The 22,573-nt window shown below is 67.9% G+C and carries 18 protein-coding genes; 2 read left to right on the plus strand and 16 right to left on the minus strand.

From position 1 onward, the window contains the following. The 3 genes from AC5P9C_RS15280 to AC5P9C_RS15290 all read right to left on the minus strand — a co-directional run bounded on the left by AC5P9C_RS15280 (position 1) and on the right by AC5P9C_RS15290 (position 2,832). Positions 1-441, minus strand: coding sequence for a response regulator (locus AC5P9C_RS15280; RefSeq protein ID WP_053461396.1), 441 nt, complete (start codon positions 439-441; stop codon positions 1-3). After that, positions 438-2,255, minus strand: coding sequence for a sensor histidine kinase (locus AC5P9C_RS15285; protein ID WP_053461397.1), 1,818 nt, complete (start codon positions 2,253-2,255; stop codon positions 438-440). Before AC5P9C_RS15285 ends, AC5P9C_RS15280 begins: the two co-directional genes overlap by 4 nt. Before the next feature lie 193 nt (positions 2,256-2,448). After that, complete coding sequence (locus AC5P9C_RS15290) at positions 2,449-2,832, minus strand: BON domain-containing protein (RefSeq protein ID WP_049467929.1); 384 nt, start codon at positions 2,830-2,832, stop codon at positions 2,449-2,451. Positions 2,833-3,003: 171 nt separating this feature from the next. On the opposite strand from AC5P9C_RS15290, the gene AC5P9C_RS15295 reads away from it, so the two are divergent. Further along, positions 3,004-4,047, plus strand: a complete 1,044-nt coding sequence (locus AC5P9C_RS15295) for an oxidoreductase (protein WP_343540690.1) — start codon at positions 3,004-3,006, stop codon at positions 4,045-4,047. Between the two features lie 231 nt (positions 4,048-4,278). Here the strand turns inward: AC5P9C_RS15295 and gnd are convergent, their stop codons facing one another. From gnd to AC5P9C_RS15330, 7 genes are all read right to left on the minus strand, one after another. Next, positions 4,279-5,184, minus strand: a complete 906-nt coding sequence (gene gnd / locus AC5P9C_RS15300; RefSeq protein ID WP_057494984.1) for a phosphogluconate dehydrogenase (NAD(+)-dependent, decarboxylating) — start codon at positions 5,182-5,184, stop codon at positions 4,279-4,281. A gap of 10 nt (positions 5,185-5,194) precedes the next feature. Continuing rightward, positions 5,195-6,433, minus strand: coding sequence for a hypothetical protein (locus AC5P9C_RS15305; protein ID WP_343540693.1), 1,239 nt, complete (start codon positions 6,431-6,433; stop codon positions 5,195-5,197). A 17-nt stretch (positions 6,434-6,450) separates the two neighbouring features. Further along, complete coding sequence (locus AC5P9C_RS15310; RefSeq protein WP_057494982.1) at positions 6,451-7,047, minus strand: DUF2242 domain-containing protein; 597 nt, start codon at positions 7,045-7,047, stop codon at positions 6,451-6,453. Between the two features lie 191 nt (positions 7,048-7,238). Then, entirely contained in the window at positions 7,239-9,416 is a 2,178-nt protein-coding gene (locus AC5P9C_RS15315; protein WP_049467942.1) for a carboxy terminal-processing peptidase, read from the minus strand. Between the two features lie 223 nt (positions 9,417-9,639). After that, positions 9,640-10,650: a lipoyl synthase gene (lipA, locus tag AC5P9C_RS15320; RefSeq protein ID WP_049467944.1), complete on the minus strand. Its 1,011-nt coding sequence runs from the start codon at positions 10,648-10,650 to the stop codon at positions 9,640-9,642. A gap of 17 nt (positions 10,651-10,667) precedes the next feature. Beyond that, the gene (lipB, locus tag AC5P9C_RS15325) at positions 10,668-11,378 is read right to left on the minus strand and encodes a lipoyl(octanoyl) transferase LipB (protein ID WP_049467946.1); all 711 of its coding nucleotides are present in this window, start codon (positions 11,376-11,378) and stop codon (positions 10,668-10,670) included. Beyond that, positions 11,366-11,644, minus strand: coding sequence for a YbeD family protein (locus AC5P9C_RS15330; RefSeq protein WP_049467948.1), 279 nt, complete (start codon positions 11,642-11,644; stop codon positions 11,366-11,368). The genes lipB and AC5P9C_RS15330 overlap by 13 nt, the downstream gene beginning before the upstream one ends. 354 nt (positions 11,645-11,998) lie before the next feature. On the opposite strand from AC5P9C_RS15330, the gene AC5P9C_RS15335 reads away from it, so the two are divergent. Continuing rightward, positions 11,999-13,057, plus strand: coding sequence for a lipid A deacylase LpxR family protein (locus AC5P9C_RS15335; RefSeq protein ID WP_080355554.1), 1,059 nt, complete (start codon positions 11,999-12,001; stop codon positions 13,055-13,057). A gap of 367 nt (positions 13,058-13,424) precedes the next feature. On the opposite strand, the gene AC5P9C_RS15340 is transcribed toward AC5P9C_RS15335, so the two are convergent. The 6 genes from AC5P9C_RS15340 to mrdA all read right to left on the minus strand — a co-directional run bounded on the left by AC5P9C_RS15340 (position 13,425) and on the right by mrdA (position 22,572). Continuing rightward, positions 13,425-14,645, minus strand: coding sequence for a D-alanyl-D-alanine carboxypeptidase family protein (locus AC5P9C_RS15340; RefSeq protein ID WP_049468727.1), 1,221 nt, complete (start codon positions 14,643-14,645; stop codon positions 13,425-13,427). A gap of 100 nt (positions 14,646-14,745) precedes the next feature. After that, positions 14,746-16,017 (minus strand): septal ring lytic transglycosylase RlpA family protein, encoded by a 1,272-nt coding sequence (locus AC5P9C_RS15345; protein WP_343540680.1) that lies wholly within the window; start codon positions 16,015-16,017, stop codon positions 14,746-14,748. Then, positions 16,014-17,159: a lytic murein transglycosylase B gene (gene mltB / locus AC5P9C_RS15350; RefSeq protein ID WP_049468725.1), complete on the minus strand. Its 1,146-nt coding sequence runs from the start codon at positions 17,157-17,159 to the stop codon at positions 16,014-16,016. Before mltB ends, AC5P9C_RS15345 begins: the two co-directional genes overlap by 4 nt. Before the next feature lie 1,073 nt (positions 17,160-18,232). Next, a complete protein-coding gene (gene rodA / locus AC5P9C_RS15355) occupies positions 18,233-19,327 on the minus strand; it encodes a rod shape-determining protein RodA (protein WP_187756830.1) in 1,095 nt (364 codons plus the stop codon). A gap of 60 nt (positions 19,328-19,387) precedes the next feature. Next, positions 19,388-20,500 carry a rod shape-determining protein RodA gene (rodA, locus tag AC5P9C_RS15360; protein WP_057494977.1) on the minus strand — a complete coding sequence of 371 codons (1,113 nt, stop codon included), beginning with the start codon at positions 20,498-20,500 and terminating at the stop codon, positions 19,388-19,390. Beyond that, positions 20,497-22,572, minus strand: a complete 2,076-nt coding sequence (gene mrdA / locus AC5P9C_RS15365; RefSeq protein WP_164688583.1) for a penicillin-binding protein 2 — start codon at positions 22,570-22,572, stop codon at positions 20,497-20,499. The genes rodA (AC5P9C_RS15360) and mrdA overlap by 4 nt, the downstream gene beginning before the upstream one ends. Between the last annotated feature and the right edge of the window lies 1 nt (position 22,573).

Raw genomic sequence — 22,573 nt, forward strand, 5'->3', positions numbered from 1 at the left:
TCACTCGAGTTCCGGTGCCTGGTTGATCAACGCCCAGAACTTGCCCAGGGTCTGCACTGCGCCGAAGAACTGGTCCACATCCACCGGCTTGACCACGTAGGCGTTCACGCCCATGTCCCAGCTGCGGGCCAGATCGCTTTCCTCGCGCGAGGACGACAGGATCACCACCGGCAGGCGCTTGAGCTCCTCGTGCTCGCGGATCTGCCGCAGCACTTCCAGGCCATCCATGCGCGGCATCTTGATGTCCAGCAGCAGCACCGCCGGCAGGCCTTCCTCGCGCTCGGCGAAGGCGCCGCGACGCAGCAGGTAGTCCATCACTTCCACGCCGTCTTCGACGTGCACGATGGGATTGGCCAGGCGCGCCTCTTCCAGGGCATCGATCGCCATTTCGGCGTCGGCCGGGCTGTCTTCGGCGAGAAGGATGGTGCGCAGAGTGGTCATGCAGAAGGCCCTTGTTTGTCCGCGTCGTTCGCGGGAGGCAGGTAGAAGTGGAAGGTGGCGCCGACGTCCGGCTCGGCCTCGGCCCAGATGCGGCCGCCATGGCGGGTCAGCACGCGGCGCACGCTGGCCAGGCCGATGCCGGTGCCCGGATAATCGCTGGCCTTGTGCAGGCGCTGGAACACACCAAACAGTTTGCCGGCGTAAGCCATGTCAAAGCCTGCACCATTGTCGCTGACCGTGAACTGATGGCCGCCATCGGGCTGCGGCTGGTAGTCCACGCGGATCTTCGCCGGTTCACGGTTGCCCGAGTATTTCACCGCGTTGCCAAGCAGGTTCAGCCAGACCTGGCGGATCATGTTCTCGTCGCCCACCACGATCGGCAACGGCGCGATGCTCCACTCCACCCGGTGCGCATGACCGCTGTTCTCGGCCTCGGTCTGCAGGTTGGCATCGAGCATGGCGCGGGTATCGGCCACCAGCGACTGCATGTCCACGGCCTGCTGGCGCATCGCCGCACGGCCCAGGCGCGAGTAGACCAGCAGGTCGTCGATCAGCGCCGCCATGCGACGGGCGGAACTGGAGATCACCTCCAGGTAGTGGCGGCTCTTGTCATCGGCAGCATCGCCAAGGTGGCGCGACAGCTTGTCGGAGAATCCGGCCACGTGGCGCAGCGGCGCGCGCAGGTCGTGCGAGACCGAATAGCTGAAGGCTTCCAGCTCGCGGTTAACCTCGGACACCTGCGCGACCTTGCCTTCCAGCTGGCGGTTCAGCTCTTCCACGCGCAACTGCACTGCGCGCTGCAGGGTGACGTCGCTGATGGTCAGCAGCACCACCTCGTCATCGGTGTCGGGCAGCGGCATGCGGCGCGCATTGAGCATCATGTAGCGCACCATGCCATCGGCGGTACGCTGTTCATGCTCGAAGTCCCAGAGCTCGCGGCCACGCGACAACACATCGGCCAGGCGCTGGCGCACCACCGTATCCCGCCAGGCGCCGTCGCCGACGTTTTCCAGCAGCAGGCCATCGGCACGCTCGTCCTGCAGGTCGTACAGTTCGGCGAACGCCGGGTTGTGCAGCTGCACGCGCAGGTCGCGGTCGAGCAGCACGATGGGTTCGCGCACGGTCTGCAGTACCGACGCCGCACGCGCGGCCGAGCGCAGCGACTGGCGTTCGGCATGCAGGCGGCGGCCGATCTGCCGCTGCAGCAGCCACAGCACCAGGCCCAGCAGCGCCAGCTGGATCACCAGCGAGCTCCACGCGACCAGTTCGGTCTGCTTGCGCTGGCGCGCGGCCTGCTCTGCACGCCGTGCCAGCAGCGTCTGCTCGCTGGCCTGCAGTTCTTCCACCAGGCCCCGGATCGGGTACCGCGTGCTCAGGTCCTGCACCAGTTCGCGCTGGTCGCTGTTCGGTTCGGACCGGGCCAGTTCGCGTGCCACCGCCAGGCGGCCGTCCAGCATCGATTCGATGCGGCCAATGCGGATCAGCTGCTCGGGGTTGTCGCGGGTCATCCGCCCCAGCTCGGCCAGCCGTCCGGGAATGTCGTTGGCCTTGGCCATGCGCTCGCGCAGGCCGGGCGCATCCACGCCCTTGGACAGGGTCAGGGCGGCCGATTCGACGTCGCGCACATCGGCCTGCAGCTGTTGCAGTGCCACGCCCACGGCCTGGGTATGGTTGACCCAGGCCATCGCCTCTTCGCTGTCCTGCTGCAGTTTGCGCAGCGTCAACCACGGCACCACGATGATCGCGGCAGCCGCCAGCGCCAGAGCCGGCAACCGCCAGCGGTCCCAGATGTCGTCACTGAAAACCAGCGCCATAGTTCCTCGTCAGCACGGCCGCGGAGCGGGACCTGGGGCGGAGCCCGGCTGCGGCGGAACCGGCAATATAGCGCAGGCGATCACAACTCTGGAGCCCGAAGCGCGGCAGGCTGGCCGGGCTCACGCAGCCGGCCCCATACGCGAGTGGGCGCCCCTTGCGGGGCGCCCACCCTGTTCAACGCGTGGTGGCTGTTCAGCGCTTGGCGGCGGCGCTGACCTTCAGCGCGGCGGCATCGACGCGGGTCACGCCCTTGATGCCCTTGGCGGTATTGACTGCCTTGTCCTTCTCCGCCTGCGTGGCGACGGCGCCGCTCAGGCTGACCACGCCGTTCACGGTTTCCACCTTGATCTCGGTGCCCGGAACGTTGCTGCTGGCCAGCAGGTCAGCCTTCACCTTGGTGGTGATCCAGGTGTCGGTCACCGGCTCATTGGAGTCATGGCGATCAGCATGAGTGGTCGGGTGGGCACTGGTCGGCGGGCTCTTCGCGGCCGGATCCTTGGCGAATGCGGCCGAGGAGGACATGGCCAGGCCCAGCGTCAGGGCCGAGGCAATCAGCGTGCGGGTCGTATTGCTCATCGTGTCGTACTCCTTCGGAATGTGCTGCCAGTCTGGACAAGCGCACGTGGAGCAGGCGTGGCGTTGCGGTCATGCTGCCGTGAATCGGCAGCCCGGCGATGCCAATGGTTCAGTTTGGGCTCGTCCGCCATCGTCGTTTACCCTGCCCTTCCCCATTGCCGGAGCCCTGCCATGCGCCCCGACCTGCAACTGGCCCTGATCGGTTACGGCCTCGCCGGCCGTGTCTTCCATGCGCCGCTGATCCAGCACACGCCCGGGCTGGCGCTGCACAGCATCGTCAGTTCACAACGCGACACGCTGCTGCGGACGTTCAGCGATGTGCACGTGCGTGCCACGCCGCAGCAGGTATTCGATGATCCGGCCGTGGATGCCGTAGTGATCGCCACGCCCAACGAACAGCATGCGCCACTGGCCATCGCGGCGCTGGCGGCAGGCAAGCATGTGCTGGTCGACAAGCCGTTCGCACTGGACGTGGCCGAAGCGGAAACGGTGCTGGCGGCGGCACGCAACGCCGGGCGCATCGCCACCGTGTTCCAGAACCGGCGTTTCGATGCCGACTTCCTCACCCTGCAGTCGCTGCTGGCCGAAGGCACCTTGGGCGACGTGGCCGAGTGCCACGCGCACTTCGACCGCTACCGGCCACAGGTGCGCGACCGCTGGCGCGAACAGGACGGGCCCGGCAGTGGCCTGTGGTACGACCTCGGTCCGCACCTGCTGGACCAGATGCTGGTGCTGTTCGGCTGGCCCGACGCCATCGATGCCGATCTGGCCGTGCAGCGCGAAGGCGGCGGCGGCATCGATTACTTCCACGCGATACTGCACTACCCGCGGCATCGGGCGATCGTCCACGCCGGTTCACTGGTGGCAGCGCAGACGCCGCACTTCAGCGTGCATGGCAGCACCGCCAGCTGGATCAAGCACGGACTGGACGTACAGGAGGCGCAGCTGCGCCGCGGCGTTGCGCCGGGCGCACCGGGCTGGGGCATTGATCCGCGGCATGGCGAGCTGGTGCGCTGCGATGCCGAAGACAACGTGCAGCGCAGCACCGTCGACAATCTGCCCGGCGACTACCGCCGCCTGTATGCACAGTTCGCCTCGGCGATGCACGGCGAGGGCGAAGCCACGGTCAGCCCGGTGCAGGCCCTGCAGCTGATGCGGCTGCTGCAGGCCGGCATGGACAGCGCGCGCGAAGGGCGGCGGATCGCGTTGGGGTGATCGGCAGGGCTGCGCCCTGCACCGGCAGAAACGGTAGTGCCGGCCGCTGGCCGGCAACCTCAACAGCAACAGCAAAAGGCGGCTATCCGTGAGATGGCTCTTGTAGAGTCGAGCCATGCTCGACTGGCTGCATGGGGTCAGAGCCCTTTCCTGCGGAAGGGGATCCGACCCCGATCTGCCTGGGGTCGGATCCCTTCGGCAACGCCGAAGGGCTCTGACCCACCGCAGTGCTTACGACTTCTTGATCGCGTGCCCGCCGAATTCATTGCGCATCGCCGACAGCAGGCGGTCGGTGAACGAATTGGATTCGCGCGAACGCAGGCGTTCCAGCAGCGACAACGTGATCACCGGTGCAGGCACGTCCAATGCGATTGCTTCGGCTACGGTCCAGCGGCCTTCACCGGAATCCTCGACGTACGGTGCGATGCCATCCAGCGACGGATTGCGCTTGAGGGCTTCGGCACTCAGGTCCAGCAGCCACGAACGCACCACGCTGCCGTGGCGCCACACCTCGGCGACCTGGGCCAGGTCCAGTTCCATTTCCTGCTTGCGCTCCATCAGCGCGAAGCCTTCGGCGTAGGCCTGCATCATTCCGTACTCGATGCCGTTGTGGACCATCTTGGTGAAGTGGCCAGCGCCGGACGGGCCGACACGACCCCAGCCCCGGTCCTCGGCCGGTGCCAGCGTGCGCAGCAGCGGTGCGATCTGCTCCACCACCGACGCTTCGCCACCGACCATCAGGCTGTAGCCTTCCTGCAGGCCCCACACGCCACCGCTGGTGCCGCAGTCGACGTAGCCCAGATCGTCCTCGGCCAACGCCCTGGCGCGGCGGATCGAGTCCTGGTAGTTGGAGTTGCCGCCGTCGATGACGATGTCACCTTCGGCCAGGTGCGGGGTCAGCTGGCCCAGCGTCTGGTCGACGGTTTCACCGGCCGGCACCATCAGCCACACCACGCGCGGCACCGGCAGCGCGGCCACGGCGGCGGCCAGCGAATCGACCACCTCCAGGCCCGCCTCGGCGGCGCGCTCGCGGGCGCCTTCGCCCGGGTCGTAGCCGACCACGCGGTGGCCGCCGCGATGCAGGCGCTGGGCCATGTTGGCCCCCATGCGGCCAAGGCCGATCATTGCAATGTCCATTGTTTCACCTTCAGTTGGGGTCTAGGGTCAGGCTGCCTGGCCTGCCGGTAGCCGCGCAGTGGCGCAGTTGCGCCTCGCGCCAACGCCGGTAGAGCGTGGTGTGCAGATTGTGCACCGCCAGGTCGATCGAAAACGGGGTTCGCGGGTTGCGGTCGAGCAGCCGGGCGATGTGGTAGCCGATGGGACGTATACCGCGTGGATGCACGTAGATCACGAACTGCCGGTAGAACGGATCGTCCAGCAGTTGATCCATGCGCGCCAGCGCCGCGTGGTAGCGCGGCGCCAGCCGTGCGCGCAGCTGTGGATCGCGCTCGTACAGCAGCCGCTCGAAGTAGCGCTGGCCGGTACGCGGTATGTCCTGCGCCAGTGCCCACACCTCGGCATTGCGCTGGTCATACCAGGCCAGGCCGCCGTGCGTGGCCAGCGCCCGCGCAGCATCCTCGCCCACCTCGACCACCACGAAGTTCTCGGCTTGGTTGCTCAGGTCGTCCAGCGTGCCTTTGTCGTACACATGTTCGATGAAACCGGGCACGCCGACGAACGCCTGCCGTCCCATCGCCGAGGTGCGCACTGCCTTGCCATCAGCGAAGAAATCACCCGCGTGCGCGCCAAGCAGAATGCTGTCGGTCCGGTGCAGCGCGAGGAAGGTGCCGATCGACAGTTCATCCGCCGCAAAGCCGGCGTCGAACGCAGCGTCGCCGTACAGCTCGCGCTGGGTGGCCAGCTGCGCAACCTGGCGACCGACACCGCATTCGGCACGCACGGCCCCGCTGTAGAACGCCTCCAGTGCGCGGCTGTTGCCCGCACTGGGCATGAAGCCACGGCCGAGGCTGCGCGTGCGCTGCCACCCCTGTGCCGGCGCACCGTGCACGCCGAAGCCGATCCAGCCCAGCTGCAGGCCGGAGAACCGGAATCCGGGATTGCCCTCGAGTGCCTGCGTCGCACGCCGCGTGGCTGCGCCCAGCTCGAACGCGTAGGCGCAGACCGTGGCCGGATCATCCAGCAGCTGCTGCAGCAGCGCCTGCCGTGCGGTCAGGGCGAGGGCCGCTGGCCAACGCACCTGCAGATCGCCGGCGGCCTGCGCCGCAGCCAGCGACGCACGCGTGCACACTGCGCCGCCGTGTACCTGCGGTGCACTCACGGCCGCGTCCTCGAAGCGCCAGCCCAGCCGTTGCAGCAGGCCCTGTGCACAGTCCAGCGACGGCGCTGCCACGACCCACGATGGCACCAGCAGCAGGGCCACGCTCAGCCACCTGCCGCGCACGCTCAGCCCTGGTCCGTCGCCGCCGGTGCGGGTTCCGGCGCTGTGGCCGGTGATGGCGATGGCGAAGACGCGCCCGCTGCAGCGGGAAGGTACTGCTGCAGGCGCTGGAAGAAGCGGCGATAGAACTCGGCATCGGTGACCGTGCTGCTGGCCACCTTCACCAGCGAGTCGTCGTTGCTGCCGAACGGCAGCGACACCGAGCCCAATGCGCCCACGCCGACACTGGCCGACGTCGGGCTCTTCTTCAGCGCGTAACGGTCCTGCACCGCGCTGACAAACACCAGCGCCTGGCCGCCACGCGGCGCACACGAGATGCGCAGCACCAGCTGCTCATGATCGTCCTCGCGCGGCTGGAAGTTCTTGTTGCCTTCCACCTGGGCATCATCGGCACGGGCGATGGCATAGCCCTGGCTGAGCAGCGTGCGGCGCGCGGCCTCGCAGGCCTCCGCAGGGCGCCCCTCGACGGTACGCGAGAAGGTGTCGCCGGAGTCGAAGGACTCGCGCAGCACGGTGCTGTCGGCGGCGCGGCCACCACAGGCCGACAGGATCAGGGCGCTGGCACAGGCGACGGCAGCGCTGGAAAGACGGGAGGCCCGCATGGGTGCTCCTGCGAGGACGGTAGCGGCAAGGGTAGTCCCGCCGCCGTGTGCGGCAGGTCGACATCGCCGCCCATGTTGCTCCCGGTTCATGCGCCGGCAGCGCCACGGACGGGGGCCCTCAAACGGACGGGGCCCCAAAATAGAAAGGGGCCGGCAATGCCGGCCCCTCGGGGATCGCGTGGTGCGCCGGTTCAGTCCGCCCAGCGGCCCGCGCCGGTGGACTGCGGCAGCACCTGTGCCGACAGCGGGCGGTCGTTGGCCAGCAGGTTCACCGCGTCGGCCAGGATCGACGCCGACTCGCGCAGCAGCGGGTCCGGGCGCTTCTCGGCAGCCTTCTCGCGCGCCGCATCCTTGACGATGTCACGCTCGTTGCCGGTCAGGCCATCATCGCTGCTGTCATCGGCCAGCGGGTCCAGGGCCAGGCCCAGTGCCTTGCGCTGCACCTGGCGCTCCTTGCGCTGGGCATCCTGGCGCTCACGCTCGGCGCGGCGGGTTGCCTCGTTGAGCGAGATGTACTTCTTGGCCGCCTCGGCACGGAACTGCTCCACGTCCTCGTTCCACCACTGGAATTCCTTGTCGGTCGCGATGCGCGCGTCGTGACGGGTTTCCAGCTTCGGCAGCAGCGGCGCGAAGTTGCCGTACTGGGTATGCGGCACGGCCGCGATGCGGGTCCACGGCAGTGCGTTGTCGTAGGTGCTTTCGCCGAACTCGGTGGCATCGACGCTGGCCGGGAACGCCAGGTCCGGCACCACGCCCTTGTGCTGGGTGCTGCTGCCGCTGATGCGGAAGAACTGGGCGATGGTCAGCTTGACCTGGCCGAAGCGCTGGGTTTCGCCGCTCGGCCAGCGATCGAGGTCGACGATGTTCTGCACGGTGCCCTTGCCGAAGCTGGTTTCACCGATCACCAGGCCACGGCCGTAGTCCTGGATGGCACCGGCGAAGATCTCCGAAGCCGAGGCCGAACCGCGGTTGATCAGCACCGCCAGCGGGCCGTCCCACGCCACGCCCTGGTTGCGGTCGCTGTTGACGGTGACGCGTCCGCCGGACTCGCGCACCTGCACCACCGGGCCCTGTTCAATGAACAGGCCGGTCAGTTCGATCGCTTCATCCAGCGAGCCGCCCCCGTTGTTGCGCAGGTCCAGCACCACGCCGTCCAGCTTGTCGTTCTTGAAGCCGGCCAGCAGCTTGGCCACGTCGCGGGTAGCCGAGGCGTAGTCGGCGGCATTGCGGCGACGGCCTTCAAAGTCCTGGTAGAAGGTCGGCAGCTTGATCACGCCGATCCTGCGCGCCGGTTCGCCGTTGGCGGCCGGGATGCTCATGGTCTCGCCCTTGGCGGCCTGTTCGGCCAGGCGCACCTTCTGGCGGGTCAGCACCAGCGTGTGGTGCTTGCCGTCCACGCCCTCGGCGGCCGGGATGAACTCCAGCTTGACCTGGGTATCCTTGGCACCGCGGATCTTGGCCACGACGTCGTCGATGCGCCAGCCGATCACATCCTCGACCGGCCCGGACTTGCCCTGGCCCACGCCGACGATGCGGTCGCCCGGTTTCAGGGTGCCGTCCACTGCGGCCGGACCACCGGCGATGATCTCGCGGATCACCACCATGTCGTCCTGCCGCTGCAGCTGCGCACCGATGCCTTCCAGCGACAGCGACATCGCCTGGTTGAAGTTCTCGGCGGTGCGCGGGGTGAAGTAGTCGGTGTGCGGATCGACAGCGCTGGTGTAGGCGTTCATGAAGAACTGGAAGACGTCCTCGCCCTTCAGCTCATTGACCGACTTTTCCAGCGTGGCATAGCGCTTGTCCAGCGTCTTGCGGATGTCATCGGGCTTCTTGCCGGCCAGTTTCAGGCGCAGCCAGTCATTCTTGACCGACTTGCGCCACAGCTCGTCCAGCTCGGCGCTGCTGGCCGCCCACGGCACCTTCTTGCGGTCGTACTCGAAGCGTTCGTCGGTGGTGAAGTCCGGCTCCTGCTTGAGCAGCTTGCGCGCATAGGCCACGCGTTCGCCGACCCGTTGCTTGTAGACCGCGAACACCTGGAACGCCGGCTCCAGCTCGCCACCACGGATGGCCGAGGAGATGTTGGCTTCGAACGGCGCGAAGCGCGCCACGTCGGCCTGGGTGAAGTACTGCTTGGCGCCGTCCAGCGTTTCCAGGTAGCGCTTGAACACGTCCTTGGAGGTGGCCTCATCCAGCGCGCGCGGGCGATAGGCGTAGCGGCTGTCGGACAACAGGCCGTACACCAGCTTGGAGGTGGTCACCTGATCGGCGGTGGCCGCGGCGGGCAAGGCAGGCGAGTCGGCCTTGGCCGCCAGCGCCAGCGGCGCGACCAGCGCCAGGGCCATCAGGAATGCGGGGGCTTTGAATTTCATTGACGTGCTCGAAGGCGCCTTGCCAAGGGAGAGACTGCGGGGTGTTCAGACACCGCGACAGTGCCGAAAGTTGCCGGGTTTGTCACCCGGCCGCGCTCGGTGGAAAACCAGCCTAGCCGGGCCGGTGTAGCAAATTGTGAATGCAGGCGAAGGCGTGCGCGCGCCCACCAGGGCGGTGGTGGCATCCCTTGGCAGCGCCGGGCCATGTCCCGGCGGCGACCGCTTACCGGACGCCGGCGCCCTTGGCCTGGACGTCGGCGTGGTACGACGAGCGCACCATCGGGCCGGACGCCACATGGCTGAAGCCCAGCGCGTAGCCGTAGTCTTCCAGCGCCTTGTAGTCCTCGGGGGTCCAGTACTTCAGCACCGGGTGGTGATGCGCGGTCGGCTGCAGGTACTGGCCGATGGTGATCATGTCCACATCGTGCGCGCGCAGGTCACGCATCGTGGCCTTGATCTGTTCGAAGTCTTCGCCCAGGCCCAGCATGATGCCGCTCTTGGTCGGCACGTCCGGGTGCTGCGCCTTGAAGTTCTTCAGCAGGTTCAGCGACCACTGGTAGTCCGCACCCGGGCGCACGTTGCGGTACAGGTCCGGCACGGTCTCGATGTTGTGGTTGAACACATCCGGCGGGTTCTGCGCCAGGATCTCCAGCGCACGTTCCATGCGGCCCTTGCCGCGGAAGTCCGGGGTCAGCACTTCGATGCGGGTACCCGGCGACTTTTCGCGGATGGCGGTGATGCAGTCGACGAAATGCTGGGCACCGCCGTCGCGCAGGTCATCGCGGTCGACGCTGGTCACCACCACGTACTTCAGGCCCATGTCGGCCACGGTCTGGCCCAGGCTGGCAGGTTCGTTGGCATCCGGCGGCTTCGGGCGGCCGTGGGCGACGTCGCAGAACGAGCAGCGGCGGGTGCAGACCTCGCCGAGGATCATGAAGGTGGCGGTGCCGTGGCCGAAGCACTCATGGATATTCGGGCAGCTGGCTTCCTCGCAGACCGTCACCAGGCGGTTCTCGCGCAGCTTGGCCTTCAGGTTCTGCACCGCATTGCCCGAAGGAATGCGCACGCGGATCCACGACGGCTTGCGCAGCACCGGCGCATCGGCGAACTGCACCGGCGAACGGTTGATCTTGTCACCGCCCAGCTGCTTGACCCCGGCCTGCAACGGCGCGGCGGACGGAGAATCGCCCTGCACGATCTGCAGGGGAATGGAACGGGCGGTGGTTTCAGTCATGGCGGTTCCGGGGGCGGTCAGGCGGCCGCAGAAAGATCGGGCAGTTCGGGCGTGTGCTGCAGCAGCAGGCCGAACTGGCGGGCCAGGTGGTCCAGCAGCACCGGCTTGACGGCCTCCATGCCGGAGGGGCCGCCCAAGTCTACCACCGAGGTCACCTGCAACCCCTGATAGCCACAGGGGTTGATGCGGTGGAAGGGTTCCAGGTCCATGGCCACGTTGAACGCCAGCCCATGGAAGGTGCAGCCGCGGCGCACGCGGATGCCGAGCGCGGCGATCTTGGCGCCACCGACGTAGACGCCCGGGGCGCCCTCGCGGCGTTCGGCACCGATGTTCCACTCGGCCAGCGTATCGATGAGGGCCTGCTCGATGCGGCACACGTAGTCGCGCACACCAATGCCCAGCCGCGGCAGGCGCAGCAGCGGATAGACCACGATCTGGCCGGGACCGTGATAGGTCACCTGGCCGCCGCGGTCCACGTGCAGCACGGGGATGTCGCCCGGCGCCAGCACATGCTCGTCCTTGCCAGCCTGGCCCAGGGTGAACACCGGATCGTGCTCGACCACCCACAGCTCGTCGGCATCGGCGTCGCTGCGCTGGTCGGTGAAGCGCTGCATGGCGCGCCACACCGGCTCATAGGCCTGGCGGCCAAGGTCACGCACCACCGCCGGACGCGGCGCGCGGTGTTCCGGGGCGGCCTCGGCCGGGCAGCTGTCGGCTACAGCGTCCACTTCACTTCCGGGTGGTCGCGCAGCGCCTGGTGGGCCAGGTCGTACTGTTCGCGGCTCTCTGCCTTGAACACGATGCGGACGGACACGTACTTGCCGTTGGACGAATGCTTCCAGCTGATGCGTTCGTTCACCACATCGATGCCGGCAGCCAGCAGCAGGCGGGGGAGCTCATGTTCCAGGCCGCGGTTGGCCGCGCCCATGGCGCTGAGCTCGAACTGGCCGGGGAACTGGAAGCCGTGGTCGGGGTTGTCGGACTTGATTTCCATGGGCCCATTATCGGGCCGCAGGGCAACAAACCCAAGAGTATTCATCAACATCAAAGGCGGTACCGGCGGCCTGCTGCGTTGCAGGTGGCACCCACACCGGCGCTGCCATGCCCAACGGCAGCTGACTGCGATTCCTGCGCCGGCGCAGGCCGCGACGCCGCGCCGCACGGCTGGCGCCCGCCTTCACGCGAGGCCCCCGGCGCCTGCGCGGGTAACAAATTGTGTCCGCTGGACAATGTTGTTTTCGGAACAGACAAGTGATCCGGACGCGCTCGTTCCGGCGCGCGGGCGCGAGTACCGTGGCGTTGCAGAAAACGACAGAAAACCATCCCCTTCCCCATGAGCATTCCACCCATGCATCGTGTCGCAGTCCTTGGGCTGGCCGGCCTGCTGGCCACTGCCCTCCCCCTTGCCGCGCAGGCGGCCGAACAGTGTGGTCCGGACGCCATGCGCGACCACCCGCCCCAGGTCAATTTCCGCGTCGACAACGACCTGTTCGGTGGCCGCCACCAGGACCAGGGCTACACCAACGGCGCGCAGCTGACCCTGGTCTCGCCGAACCTGGTCGACTACACCGATGACCCCTGCCTGCCGCGCATGGCGCGCTGGGTGAACCAGTACCTGGAAGGCCTGCACCCGGGTCGGTTCGAACAGCAGAACATGATCTTCAGCATCGGCCAGGGCATCTTCACCCCCTCCGACCCGGCCCGCCGCGACCTGATCAAGGAGGACCGGCCGTATGCCGGCGTGCTGCTGGCCAGCTTCGGTTTCAATGCGCGCAGTGGCGACCGGCTGCAGACCACCCAGCTGGCGGTGGGCGTGGTCGGCCCCTGGGCACAGGGCAAGCAGGTGCAGGATGCGGTGCACGACCTTCTGGGCGACAAGAAGTTCGAGGGCTGGGACAACCAGCTGCACAACGAACCGGTGTTCATGCTGACCCACGAGCGCATGCGGCGCTGGCCGGCCGATGCCAGTGTCAACGCCGGCGGCTGGGGCTGGGATGCGATCAGCCACTACGGCGGTGCCATCGGCAATCTGGAGACCAAGGCCAATGCCGGTGGCGAGCTGCGTTTCGGCTGGAAGCTGCCCGATGATTTCGGCAGCACGCCGTTGCGCCCGGCGGGCGAGAACACGGCACCGACCCGCGGTGGCCGCCCCAGTGGCTGGTCCTGGCACCTGTTCGTGACCACCGACGCGGCCTGGATGATCCGAGACATCACCCTGGACGGCAACACGTTCCGCAGCAGCCACAGCGTGGACAAGCGCCATGTGGTGGCACAGGGCGGCTACGGCATCGCGGTGATGCGCGGGCGCTGGAAATTCGCGATGGCGCGTTACCACAGCACCCGCGAGTTCGATGGCCAGCGCCAGTCACCCGTGTTCGGCAGCTTCACCATCAGCCGCGCGCTGTAAGCAGGCAGGCCGCCGGTAGTGCCGGCCGCTGGCCGGCAGCCGGCAGATCCGGATGGGTTGCTGCGGGGCCGGCCGGCGGCCGGCTCTACCCCCCGTCCCGGATGGGTTGCTGGGAGCCGGCCAGCGGCCGGCTCTACCCCCGTCCCGGATGAATTGCTGGGGAGCCGGCCAGCGGCCGGCTCTCCCCCCCGTCCCGGATGGGTTGCTGGGAGCCGGCCAGCGGCCAGCTCTACCCCCCGTCCCGGATGGGTTGCTGGGGAGCCGGCCAGCGGCCGGCTCTACCCCCCGCGTGCGGGGGGAAGCGGCCTCCCGAAACAGAAAAGGCCGGCATTTGCCGGCCTTTTCGTTCACCACGCCGGGGCGTGGATCATTCCGATTCCCACCACATCCAGAAGCTGTCCCACAGGCGCTTGAAGAAACCGGCCTGTTCGACGGCGGCCACAGCCACCAGCGGCGCTTCGGCGATGACCTTGCCATCCAGCGTGACCTTCACGGTGCCGATCTGCTGGCCCGCGGTGAACGGTGCCTCCAGGGTCTTGGGCACGTCGATGCTCGGCTTCAGGTCGTTGTAGCGGCCGCGCGGCACGCTCACCAGCATCGGCTGGGCCACGCCCAGCTGCACCTTGTCGGTGGTGCCCTTCCAGACCTTGTGCTCGGCCACGGCCTTGCCCGGCTCGTACAGGCGATGGGTCTCGAAGAAGCGGAAGCCCCAGTTCAGCAGGGCCAGGCTGTCATCGGCACGCTGCTTTTCCGACGCACCGCCCAGCACCACGGCAATCAGGCGCTGGTCGCCACGCTGGGCCGAGCTCATCAGGCAGTAGCCGGCTTCGGAGGTGTGGCCGGTCTTGATGCCATCCACGCTGCCATCGCGCCACAGCAGCAGGTTGCGGTTCGGCTGCTTGATGTTGCCGACCTGGAATTCCTTGATCTTGTTGTACGCGTAGGTTTCCGGGTAATCACGCACCATCGCGCGGCCCAGCAGTGCCAGGTCGTAGGCGGTGCTGTGATGGCCTTCGGCGGTCAGGCCGTGGGCGTTGACGAAGTGCGAGTCCTTCATGCCGATCTTGGCGGCGTAGCTGTTCATCAGCGACGCGAAGGCTTCTTCGCTGCCGGCCACATGCTCGGCCAGGGCGATCGCGGCGTCATTGCCGGACTGGATCGCCATGCCCTTTTCCATGTCTTCCAGGCGTGCGGTCTGGTTGACCGGGAAGCCGCTGTAGCTGCCGTCGGTACCCGCACCACCCTCGCGCCAGGCGCGCTCGCTCATCATCACCTGGTCATCTGCACGGACCTTGCCGTTCTTGACCTCGGCGGCAACCACGTAGGACGTCATCACCTTGGTGATGCTGGCCGGGGCCAGCTGCTCGTGGATGTTCTCGCCGGCCAGCACCTGGCCGGTGGCGTAGTCCATCAGGACCCAGGCCTTGGACACGCTCGGCGCCGGGGCCGGCGGGGTCGCGACGGTGGCCGGGGCAGCTGCGGCGGCGGCAGGCGCCGGCGTGGCCGGGGTCGGCAGCGGCGTCTGGGCGGAAGCCAGGCCCACCACCAGGGTGGCGGCCAGGGCGGTGGCGGCGGAACGGAAATTCATTGGACAGCAGGCTCCAGGGGACGGCCAGGAATGGAGGGTGGAACGAAGCGGCCATTGTAAGGCCGGGCGAGCCTGGGCCGGCAGCACCAGCCCAGGCGGATCAATCCTTGACGATCTGCGGCGAACCCAGGCCCAGACCGGCGATGCGGCCGACAAGTTCCGCGGCACTGGCATGGTCGCTGGCGGGAACGCGCAGGCGGAACAGGGTACGGCCACCGGCGGCGATGTCGCTGATGGTCGCGCCGACAATGCCGGCCGCGTTGAGCTGGCCCATCGCGCGGTTGGCATTGTCGCGGCTGGAGAAGCTGGCGACCTGCACCATCACCGCGCCGACCACCTGCTGCGACAGGCTGGGGGCTGCTGCGGTGGCGGGCACCGTACGCACTGCGGCCGGCGCGACCGTGCGCGGCGCGGCGCTGGCGACTGCAACCGGCGCCGTTGTGGTGCTGCGCACCGGCGGTGCGCTCGGCGGCAGGCTGCTGACCGCCACGTCCGGCACCGCGCTGGCCACGCCCTGGGTGGTGGCCGGCTGGCCACGCGCAGGCGTGGCGTCGGCCGGCAGGCGCTTGACCAGGCGATCGATGTCGCTGTCGGCGGTGGCACGCGCGGCCGGTATCGGGCGCGCCCCGGCCACCGCGACCGCGGTTTCCGCGGCACGGCGCTCGCGGCGCGACGGCTTCTGCGCCAGCAGGTTGCTCTCGCCCGGCTGCAGCGCACGCACTTCCACGTTGCCGGTGCCGCGCTGGGTGATGCCCAGGCGCACTGCGGCGGCATAACTGAGATCGACCACGCGGCCGTCATGGAACGGGCCACGGTCGTTGACGCGCACGATGACCGATTCGCCGTTGTCCAGGTTGGTGACGCGGGCGAAGCTGGGCAGCGGCAGTGTCTTGTGCGCGGCGGTGAACTGGTACATGTCGTAGACCTCGCGGTTGGAGGTCAGGCGGCCATGGAACTTGGCGCCGTAGTACGACGCCGTGCCGCGCTCGACATAGTTGCGGGTGTCGTCGAGCACCTTGTACGACTTGCCCAGCACCACGTAGGGCGATTTGTTGCCGATCGCCGAACGCTCTTCGGCGGTCACTTCCGGCTCGGGAATGCAGGCGACGTTGGGAATGTAGTCCGGGGTGCTGTCACGCACGCCGGGTCTGTACAGGCCGCCGGCGGTGTAGTTGCCGCGCGTGTTCGGGTCTTCCTTGGCCGCCGCATACGGCGAACCCTCCGGGCAATGCGCCGGGCGCGCGCCGCGGCCCTGCACCACCGTGCCGCTGGGCTTGCCACCGTGGCCGGCCGTGGCCGGCTTCTTCGGCGCGCTGCTGCAGGCGGCCAGCGCGAAGACGATCAAGCTCGGGACCAGCCATCTGATGTTCATGCCGGGGGCAGCTCCTGTCCGGCGATGGCCTGGGACAACTGGAACACGGCCATCGCGTACATCTTCGAGAGGTTGTAGCGGGTGATCGCGTAGTAGTTCTGGAAGCCCAGCCAGTACTGCTTGCCCGTGCTGCCTTCCAGCGTGATCGGCGTGGCCGTGGCGCCCGGCTGCACCGGTGCGCTGGGCTGGTAGCCGCGCTGCGCCAGATCGGCCAGCGACCAGGTCGGCATCCACTCGGTCGGGTTGAATTCCTCGCGCCCCGGGGCCAGCGTGGCCGGTACGGCCACCTGGCCACCCCGGACCCAGCCGCCCTTCTTCACGAAGTAGTTGGCGATGGACGAGAACACATCGTCATAGCTGGTGAACAGGTCACGACGGCCATCGCCATTGCCGTCCACGGCGTAATCCAGGTAGCTGGACGGCATGAACTGGCCCATGCCCATCGCACCGGCATAGCTGCCCTTGAGCGTGGTGATGTCCAGCTTCTCCTCGCGGCCCAGCTCGAACAGCTTGGCCAGTTCGTCGCGGAAGAACAGCTCGCGGCGCACTTCGCGTTCCAGCTTGGCCGGGTCGCCACTGCGCGGGTAATAGAACGCCAGCGTGTACAGCGCATCGAGCACGCGGTGGTTGCCGGCATTCCTGCCATAGCTGGTTTCCACGCCGATGATCGCCACGATCACTTCGGCCGGCACGCCGGTGCGCTGCTGCACGCGATCCAGTTCGGCGCGGTGTTCGGCCAGGAACGCGCGGCCGCCATCGATGCGCGCCTTGCTGATGAACATCGGCCGGTATTCATTCCACGGCTTGACCCGTTCGGCCGGGCGCGACATCGCGGCGATGATCGGTTGGCGCACCTGTGCCTGGTCGAGCACGCTGCGGATCTGCTCCGGCTTCAGGCCATAGCGCTTGGCGGTATCGGCGATGAAGCGGTCCCGCGCGACCTCGAACGGGACCGGGGTGAGATCGACTGGCGGCGCGGTGGCGGCGGTGGCTTCAGGCGCGGCCTCGGCCGGGCCATGGGCCTTGGCGGCGGGCTGGCGCGGCGTGCTGCTGGCCTGGGGCGAAGACGGTGGGGACTTCGGCTGGGTCGCGCAGGCGACCAGGCCGAGGGTGAGCATGCAGGCCAGAGTGCGTCGAATCATCGTCGCAGGTTAGCAGGTCATGGATGAATTAAAACCCCTAACACCATGAATCACAACGATTTGCCCGCGTTCAGCGGGAAATGTGAAGACGTCGTGATCGGGCTTCCCCATTCAGTGAGAGGTTGCCGGTTGCGTCCCCATCCCCGCAGACGCAACCGGCGACCGGATCCGGTCGGTACCTGCGCGGCTGCCGCTCCCCAGTGGCAGTACCCCGCGCTCCCTGTACCCGTTGGATCAGTACTGCTTCCCGCCCGACGCCCCCTCGCGCTGCAACGATTGACGGCGCGCCGTGCCGAACGGGCCGCCATTGTGCAGGCCGATTACGACAAGTCCATTGATCAAGATCAACGCGGTGTAAAAGTGTGAACCAGCTAACGTTTTTTGCGGACTTTGGTCGGTGGGTGTATTGCTTCGCATTGTTGTGAGAACGCTTCCACAACAGGCACTGCGCAACGTCAGAGAGTTTCCAGCCAACGGCGCAGCCCCTCGTGGGTGGAGTCTGGGTGGTCGCAGAAAGCAGAAGCCGCGGGTGGGCCGGTCGGGTTGGGTACGCGGGGGACGCCGTGAATCCGTCCATGGAGGCTTGGCAGCCGCATCCATGCGGCTGACACCCCCGCGTACCCAACCCGACCGTCCTCTGACAGATTTCGGAGGTCTGCCACCCACGGAAAAGAAAAAGAAGATCAAAAGCGGATCGCGGCGCTGCGCTTGCTCGTGATCCGAGCATGGCTATGCCGGTCGTCCTGACCGGCACCCTTCGCGCCGTCGCCATGGGCGACGTTGGCAGCGGCTCCTGCCGCTGCCTTCGGCTCTACAGGAAGCAATGAAGCGGGCGGCCAAGCTGCTTTTGCTCTTGATCTTCTTTTTCTTTTCCGTGGGTGGACGAACACGGAATCTGCCAGCGGGCGGGTGGGTGGGCAGTGCGGGGTGTCCGCGGCATGGATGCCGCGGCCAAGCCCCCATGGATGGGTTCACGGCGTCCCCGCACTGCCCATCCACCCGGCCAGCCCTCAGCAATCCGGCTTTCAACGACCGATTCCACCCACGAGGGGCTGCGCCGTTGGCTGGAAACCCTATCCCCCGTGCACGGGCCGGTGCCCACGCACCGCCATCACCAACCCGATGCCGGCCAACAGCGAAACCGCCGAGGTCCCGCCGTAACTGATCAGCGGCATCGGAATGCCCACCACCGGCAGCAGGCCGGAGATCATTCCACCGTTCACCAGTACGTAGACGAAGAAGGCCAGGCCCAGGCTGCCGGCCAGCAACCGCGCATGCGTGTCGCGCGCGTGCACCGCAATCCACAGGCAACGCCCCACCACGAACAGGTACAGCGCGAACAGCGTCGCCACGCCGATCCAGCCGAACTCTTCGGCCAGCACCGAAAACGCGAAGTCGGTGGTGTATTCGGGCAGGAAATCCAGCGTGGCCTGGGTGCCCTGCCCCCAACCGCGTCCCTGCCATCCCCCGGAGCCGATCGCGATGCGCGACTGCAGGATGTTCCAGCCGGTGCCCAGGGGGTCGGCCGCCGGATCGAGGAAGGTCAACACGCGGTCCTTCTGGTATTGCCGCAACAGCCCGAACCACGCCAGCGGCGCGGCCACTGCCAGCCCCGCCGCACCGGTCGCCACCCAGCCCCAGTGCAGGCCTGCCAGCAACAACGCGAACACGCCGCTGGCGGTGACCAGCGTGGCGGTGCCGAGGTTGGGCTGCATCAGGATCAGCAGCGCCGGCGCGCCGATCAGCACCGCGGCGGTCAGTACCGTGCGTGGCGACGGCGGCAGCGGTTGCCGGTGCAGGTACCAGGCCATCATCAGCGGCAGGCTGAGCTTGAGCAGCTCCGACGGCTGCAGGTAGAACACGCCGAGGTTCAGCCAGCGCTGCCCGTATTTGCCGGTACCGATCACGTACACCGCCATCAGCGGCAGCATCGACAACGCATACAACGCCGGTGTCCACGCGCGCAGGCGCAGCAGCGAAACACGCGACAGCAGCCACATGGCCAGCAGTCCACCGGCAAAGCGCGCCGCCTGCCCGGCCACCGGCCCGGACACACTGTGCAGCACCGCCAGGCCCGCGCCCATCAGGATCAGCAATGCGACCAGCAACGGCAGATCGATCGTGCGCACTGCCTCACGGCAGCCGCCAAACAGTCGTTTCCATTCCACGCGCAGCACGCTAGCAACGGGCGCTTGCGTGAAGCTGTCAGGGTGTTTCCGCTCCCGGACTCAGCCGTAGCCGCCGTGCACCGGGTTGTGGCTGCGCACCGCCATCACCAGCCCGAAGCCAGCCAGCAGCGACACCGCCGAGGTACCGCCGTAGCTGATCAGCGGCATCGGCACGCCCACCACCGGCAGCAGGCCGGAAATCATCCCGCCGTTGACCAGCACGTAAACGAAGAACGCCAGGCCAGTGGCACCGGCCAGCAGGCGCGAATAGGAATCGCGCGATTGGCTGGCAATCCACAGGCAACGCCCGATCACCAACAGGTACAGCGCCAGCACGGTGGCCACGCCGATCCAGCCGAACTCCTCGCTCAGCACCGAGAACGCGAAGTCGGTGGTCTGCTCGGGAATGAAGTTCAGGTGCGACTGCGAGCCCTCGCCCCAGCCCTTGCCGTCGAAGCCACCGGAACCGATCGCGATCTTCGACTGGATGATGTTCCAGCCGGCGCCCAGCGCATCCATCTCCGGGTCCAGGAACATCATGATGCGGTCCTTCTGGTACGGCCGCAGCAGCCAGAACCACGCCACCGGCGCGACTGCGGCCACGCCGCCCACGCCCAGGCCCACCCACCACCACGGCAGGCCCGCCAGCAGCAGCACGAACACGCCACTGGCGGCGATCAGCACGCCGGTACCGAAGTCCGGCTGCAGCATCACCAGGCCGGTCGGCACGCCGATGATGACCAGCGCGGTCAGCACCGTGCTGAAGCGCGGCGGCAGCGGCATCCTGTGCAGGTACCAGGCCACCATCATCGGCAGGCTGACCTTCAGCAGCTCGGCCGGCTGCAGGTAGAAGAACTTCAGGTCCAGCCACTGCCGGCCGTACTTGCCGGTGCCCAGCACGAACACCGCCAGCAACGGGATCATCGAGATCGCGTAGATCATCGGCGTGGCCGAGCGGATGCGCAGGATCGAGACCCGCGAGATGCCCCACAGCGCGGCCATGCCCACTGCGAAACGCGCGCCCTGGGCCATCACCAGGCTGTCGCCACCGGCGCTCTTCAGGGTGGCCAGGCCGATCAGCATCAGCGCGCCCAGCGCCAGGCACAGCACCCAGTCCAGGGTGCTGAAGAAGCGGCGCAGCATGTCGCCGGCCCAGCGCAGGAAGACGCTCATCGTGCAGGCCCCGCGTGGGTCGGGCGTGGCGTGGCCGGCAGCGCGGCCGCCGCCGGTGCATCCGGTTGCGGTGCGGGCGCGGGCGCCGGCGCTGGCACGCCGATCAGCACCGGATGGTCCCCGAGCTGCGCGGCGGCAAGGTCGCCTGCCTGGCGCGCGCCCGCGTCCTCGTTGTCGAACGCGGTGGCGCCGATGGCCGTGGTGCCGCGCTCGCTGTCCAGCGGCTGCATGCCCTCGGGCATCTTGCCCAGCAGGTAGGCATCGAACACCTTGCGTGCGATCGGTGCGGCGGCCGAGCCGCCGTAGCCGCCGCCTTCCACCGCCACCGCAATCGCGATCACCGGGTTCTCGACCGGCGCGAAACCCACGAACAACGCGCGGTGGCGCAGGTGCATCGGCAGGCTCTTCGGATTCACCGCAGCGGTGCCCTTGCGGCTGATGACCTGCGCGGTGCCGGTCTTGCCGGCCATCACGTACGGCGCACCCACCGCCACGCGCCAACCACTGCCGCCAGGCCGCATGGTCGCCATCATGCCCTCGCGCACGGCCTGCACGTTGTTGGGGTTGGGACTGATCGGCTTGCTTTCGCCGGCCGGCATGGCCGTCCAGTCGCTGTCGAATCCTTCGCGCTGCTGGATCACCAGGTGCGGGGTGCGCAGCTGGCCGTCGGCCAGCGCGCTGACGCCGCGCGCCAGCTGCAGCGGGGTCACCTTCCAGTCGCCCTGGCCGATGCTGATGTTGACCGTGTCGCCCGGGAACCAGGCTTCCTTGCGGGTCTTCCGCTTGTAGGCCGGCGACGGCAGGATGCCGCCGATTTCGCCGGTGAGGTCGATGCCGGTCGGCTGGCCGAAGCCGTAGTACTCCATGTAATGGTCGAAGCGCTCGATGCCCAGGTCCAGCGCCAGCTTGTAGTAATAGGTGTTGACCGACTCGGCGATGGACTTGCGCAGGTCGGTCCAGCCGTGGCCGCCACGATGCGCATCACCCCAGCCACGGGAAGTGCCGGGCAGGTAGAACATGCCGGTGGACAGCACCTTGTCTTCCGGGCGGCGCACGCCCGAATCCAGGCCGGCCAGGCCGATCAGCGGCTTCAGCGTGGAACCGGGGGCAACGCCACCGAGCACCAGGCGGTTGAACTGCGGCCGCGACGGGTTTTCGTTCAATGCCTTGAAGTCGGCATGGGAAATGCCGTTGACGAACAGGTTCGGATCGTAGGACGGCAGGCTCACCATCGCCAGCACTTCGCCGGTGCGCGGGTCCATGGCCACCGCCGAGCCTTCCTGGTCGCCGAAGGCAGCGACCATGGCGCGCTGCAGGTCGGCGTCGATCGACAACCGCAGATCGGCACCAGACTGCGCGGCAACGCGGCCGATGGTGCGGATCGCGCGGCCCTGCACATTGGTCTCGACCTGTTCGTAGCCGACCCGGCCACGCAGCTGCTGCTCGTAATAGCGCTCCAGCCCGGATTTGCCGATGTGCGTCAGCGCGGCATTGCCTTCGCCGAGGATCTCCAGATCCTTGTCATCGACGCGACCGACGTAGCCGATGATGTGCGCGAACAGATCGCCATACGGATAGCGCCGGGTCAGGTAGGGTTCCAGCTCGACCCCCGGGAACCGCCAGCGGTCGACGGCAAAGCGCGCCATCTCCTCGTCGCTCATGCGCAGCTTCAGCGTGACCGGCAGGAACTTGCGGCGCGCCTTGCGCGACTTGTTGAACGCTTCCAGCTCTTCCGGGCTGATGCTGATGATCTTCGCCAGCCCTTCCAGGGTGGCGTCCATGTCCTTGACCTTGTCCGGGGTGACGTCCAGGCGGAACGCCGGCACGTTCTCGGCCAGCAGGCGGCCGTTGCGGTCGTAGATCATGCCGCGCCCGGGCACCACCGGCCGCGGCTTGATGCGGTTGGCTTCCGAGCGCGTGGCGTAGACATCGTGGTCCAGCACCTGCAGCTTGAAGTACCAGCCGCCCAGGCCCAGCAGGCAGACCAGCACGCCCAGGAAGCCGAGCGCCGCGCGACGGCGGAACTGCTCGGCTTCGGCGTGCGGATTCTTGACCTGGCGGCGCGGAATCATG

It is taken from the genome of Stenotrophomonas sp. YJH_SMC_10, assembly GCF_059371555.1.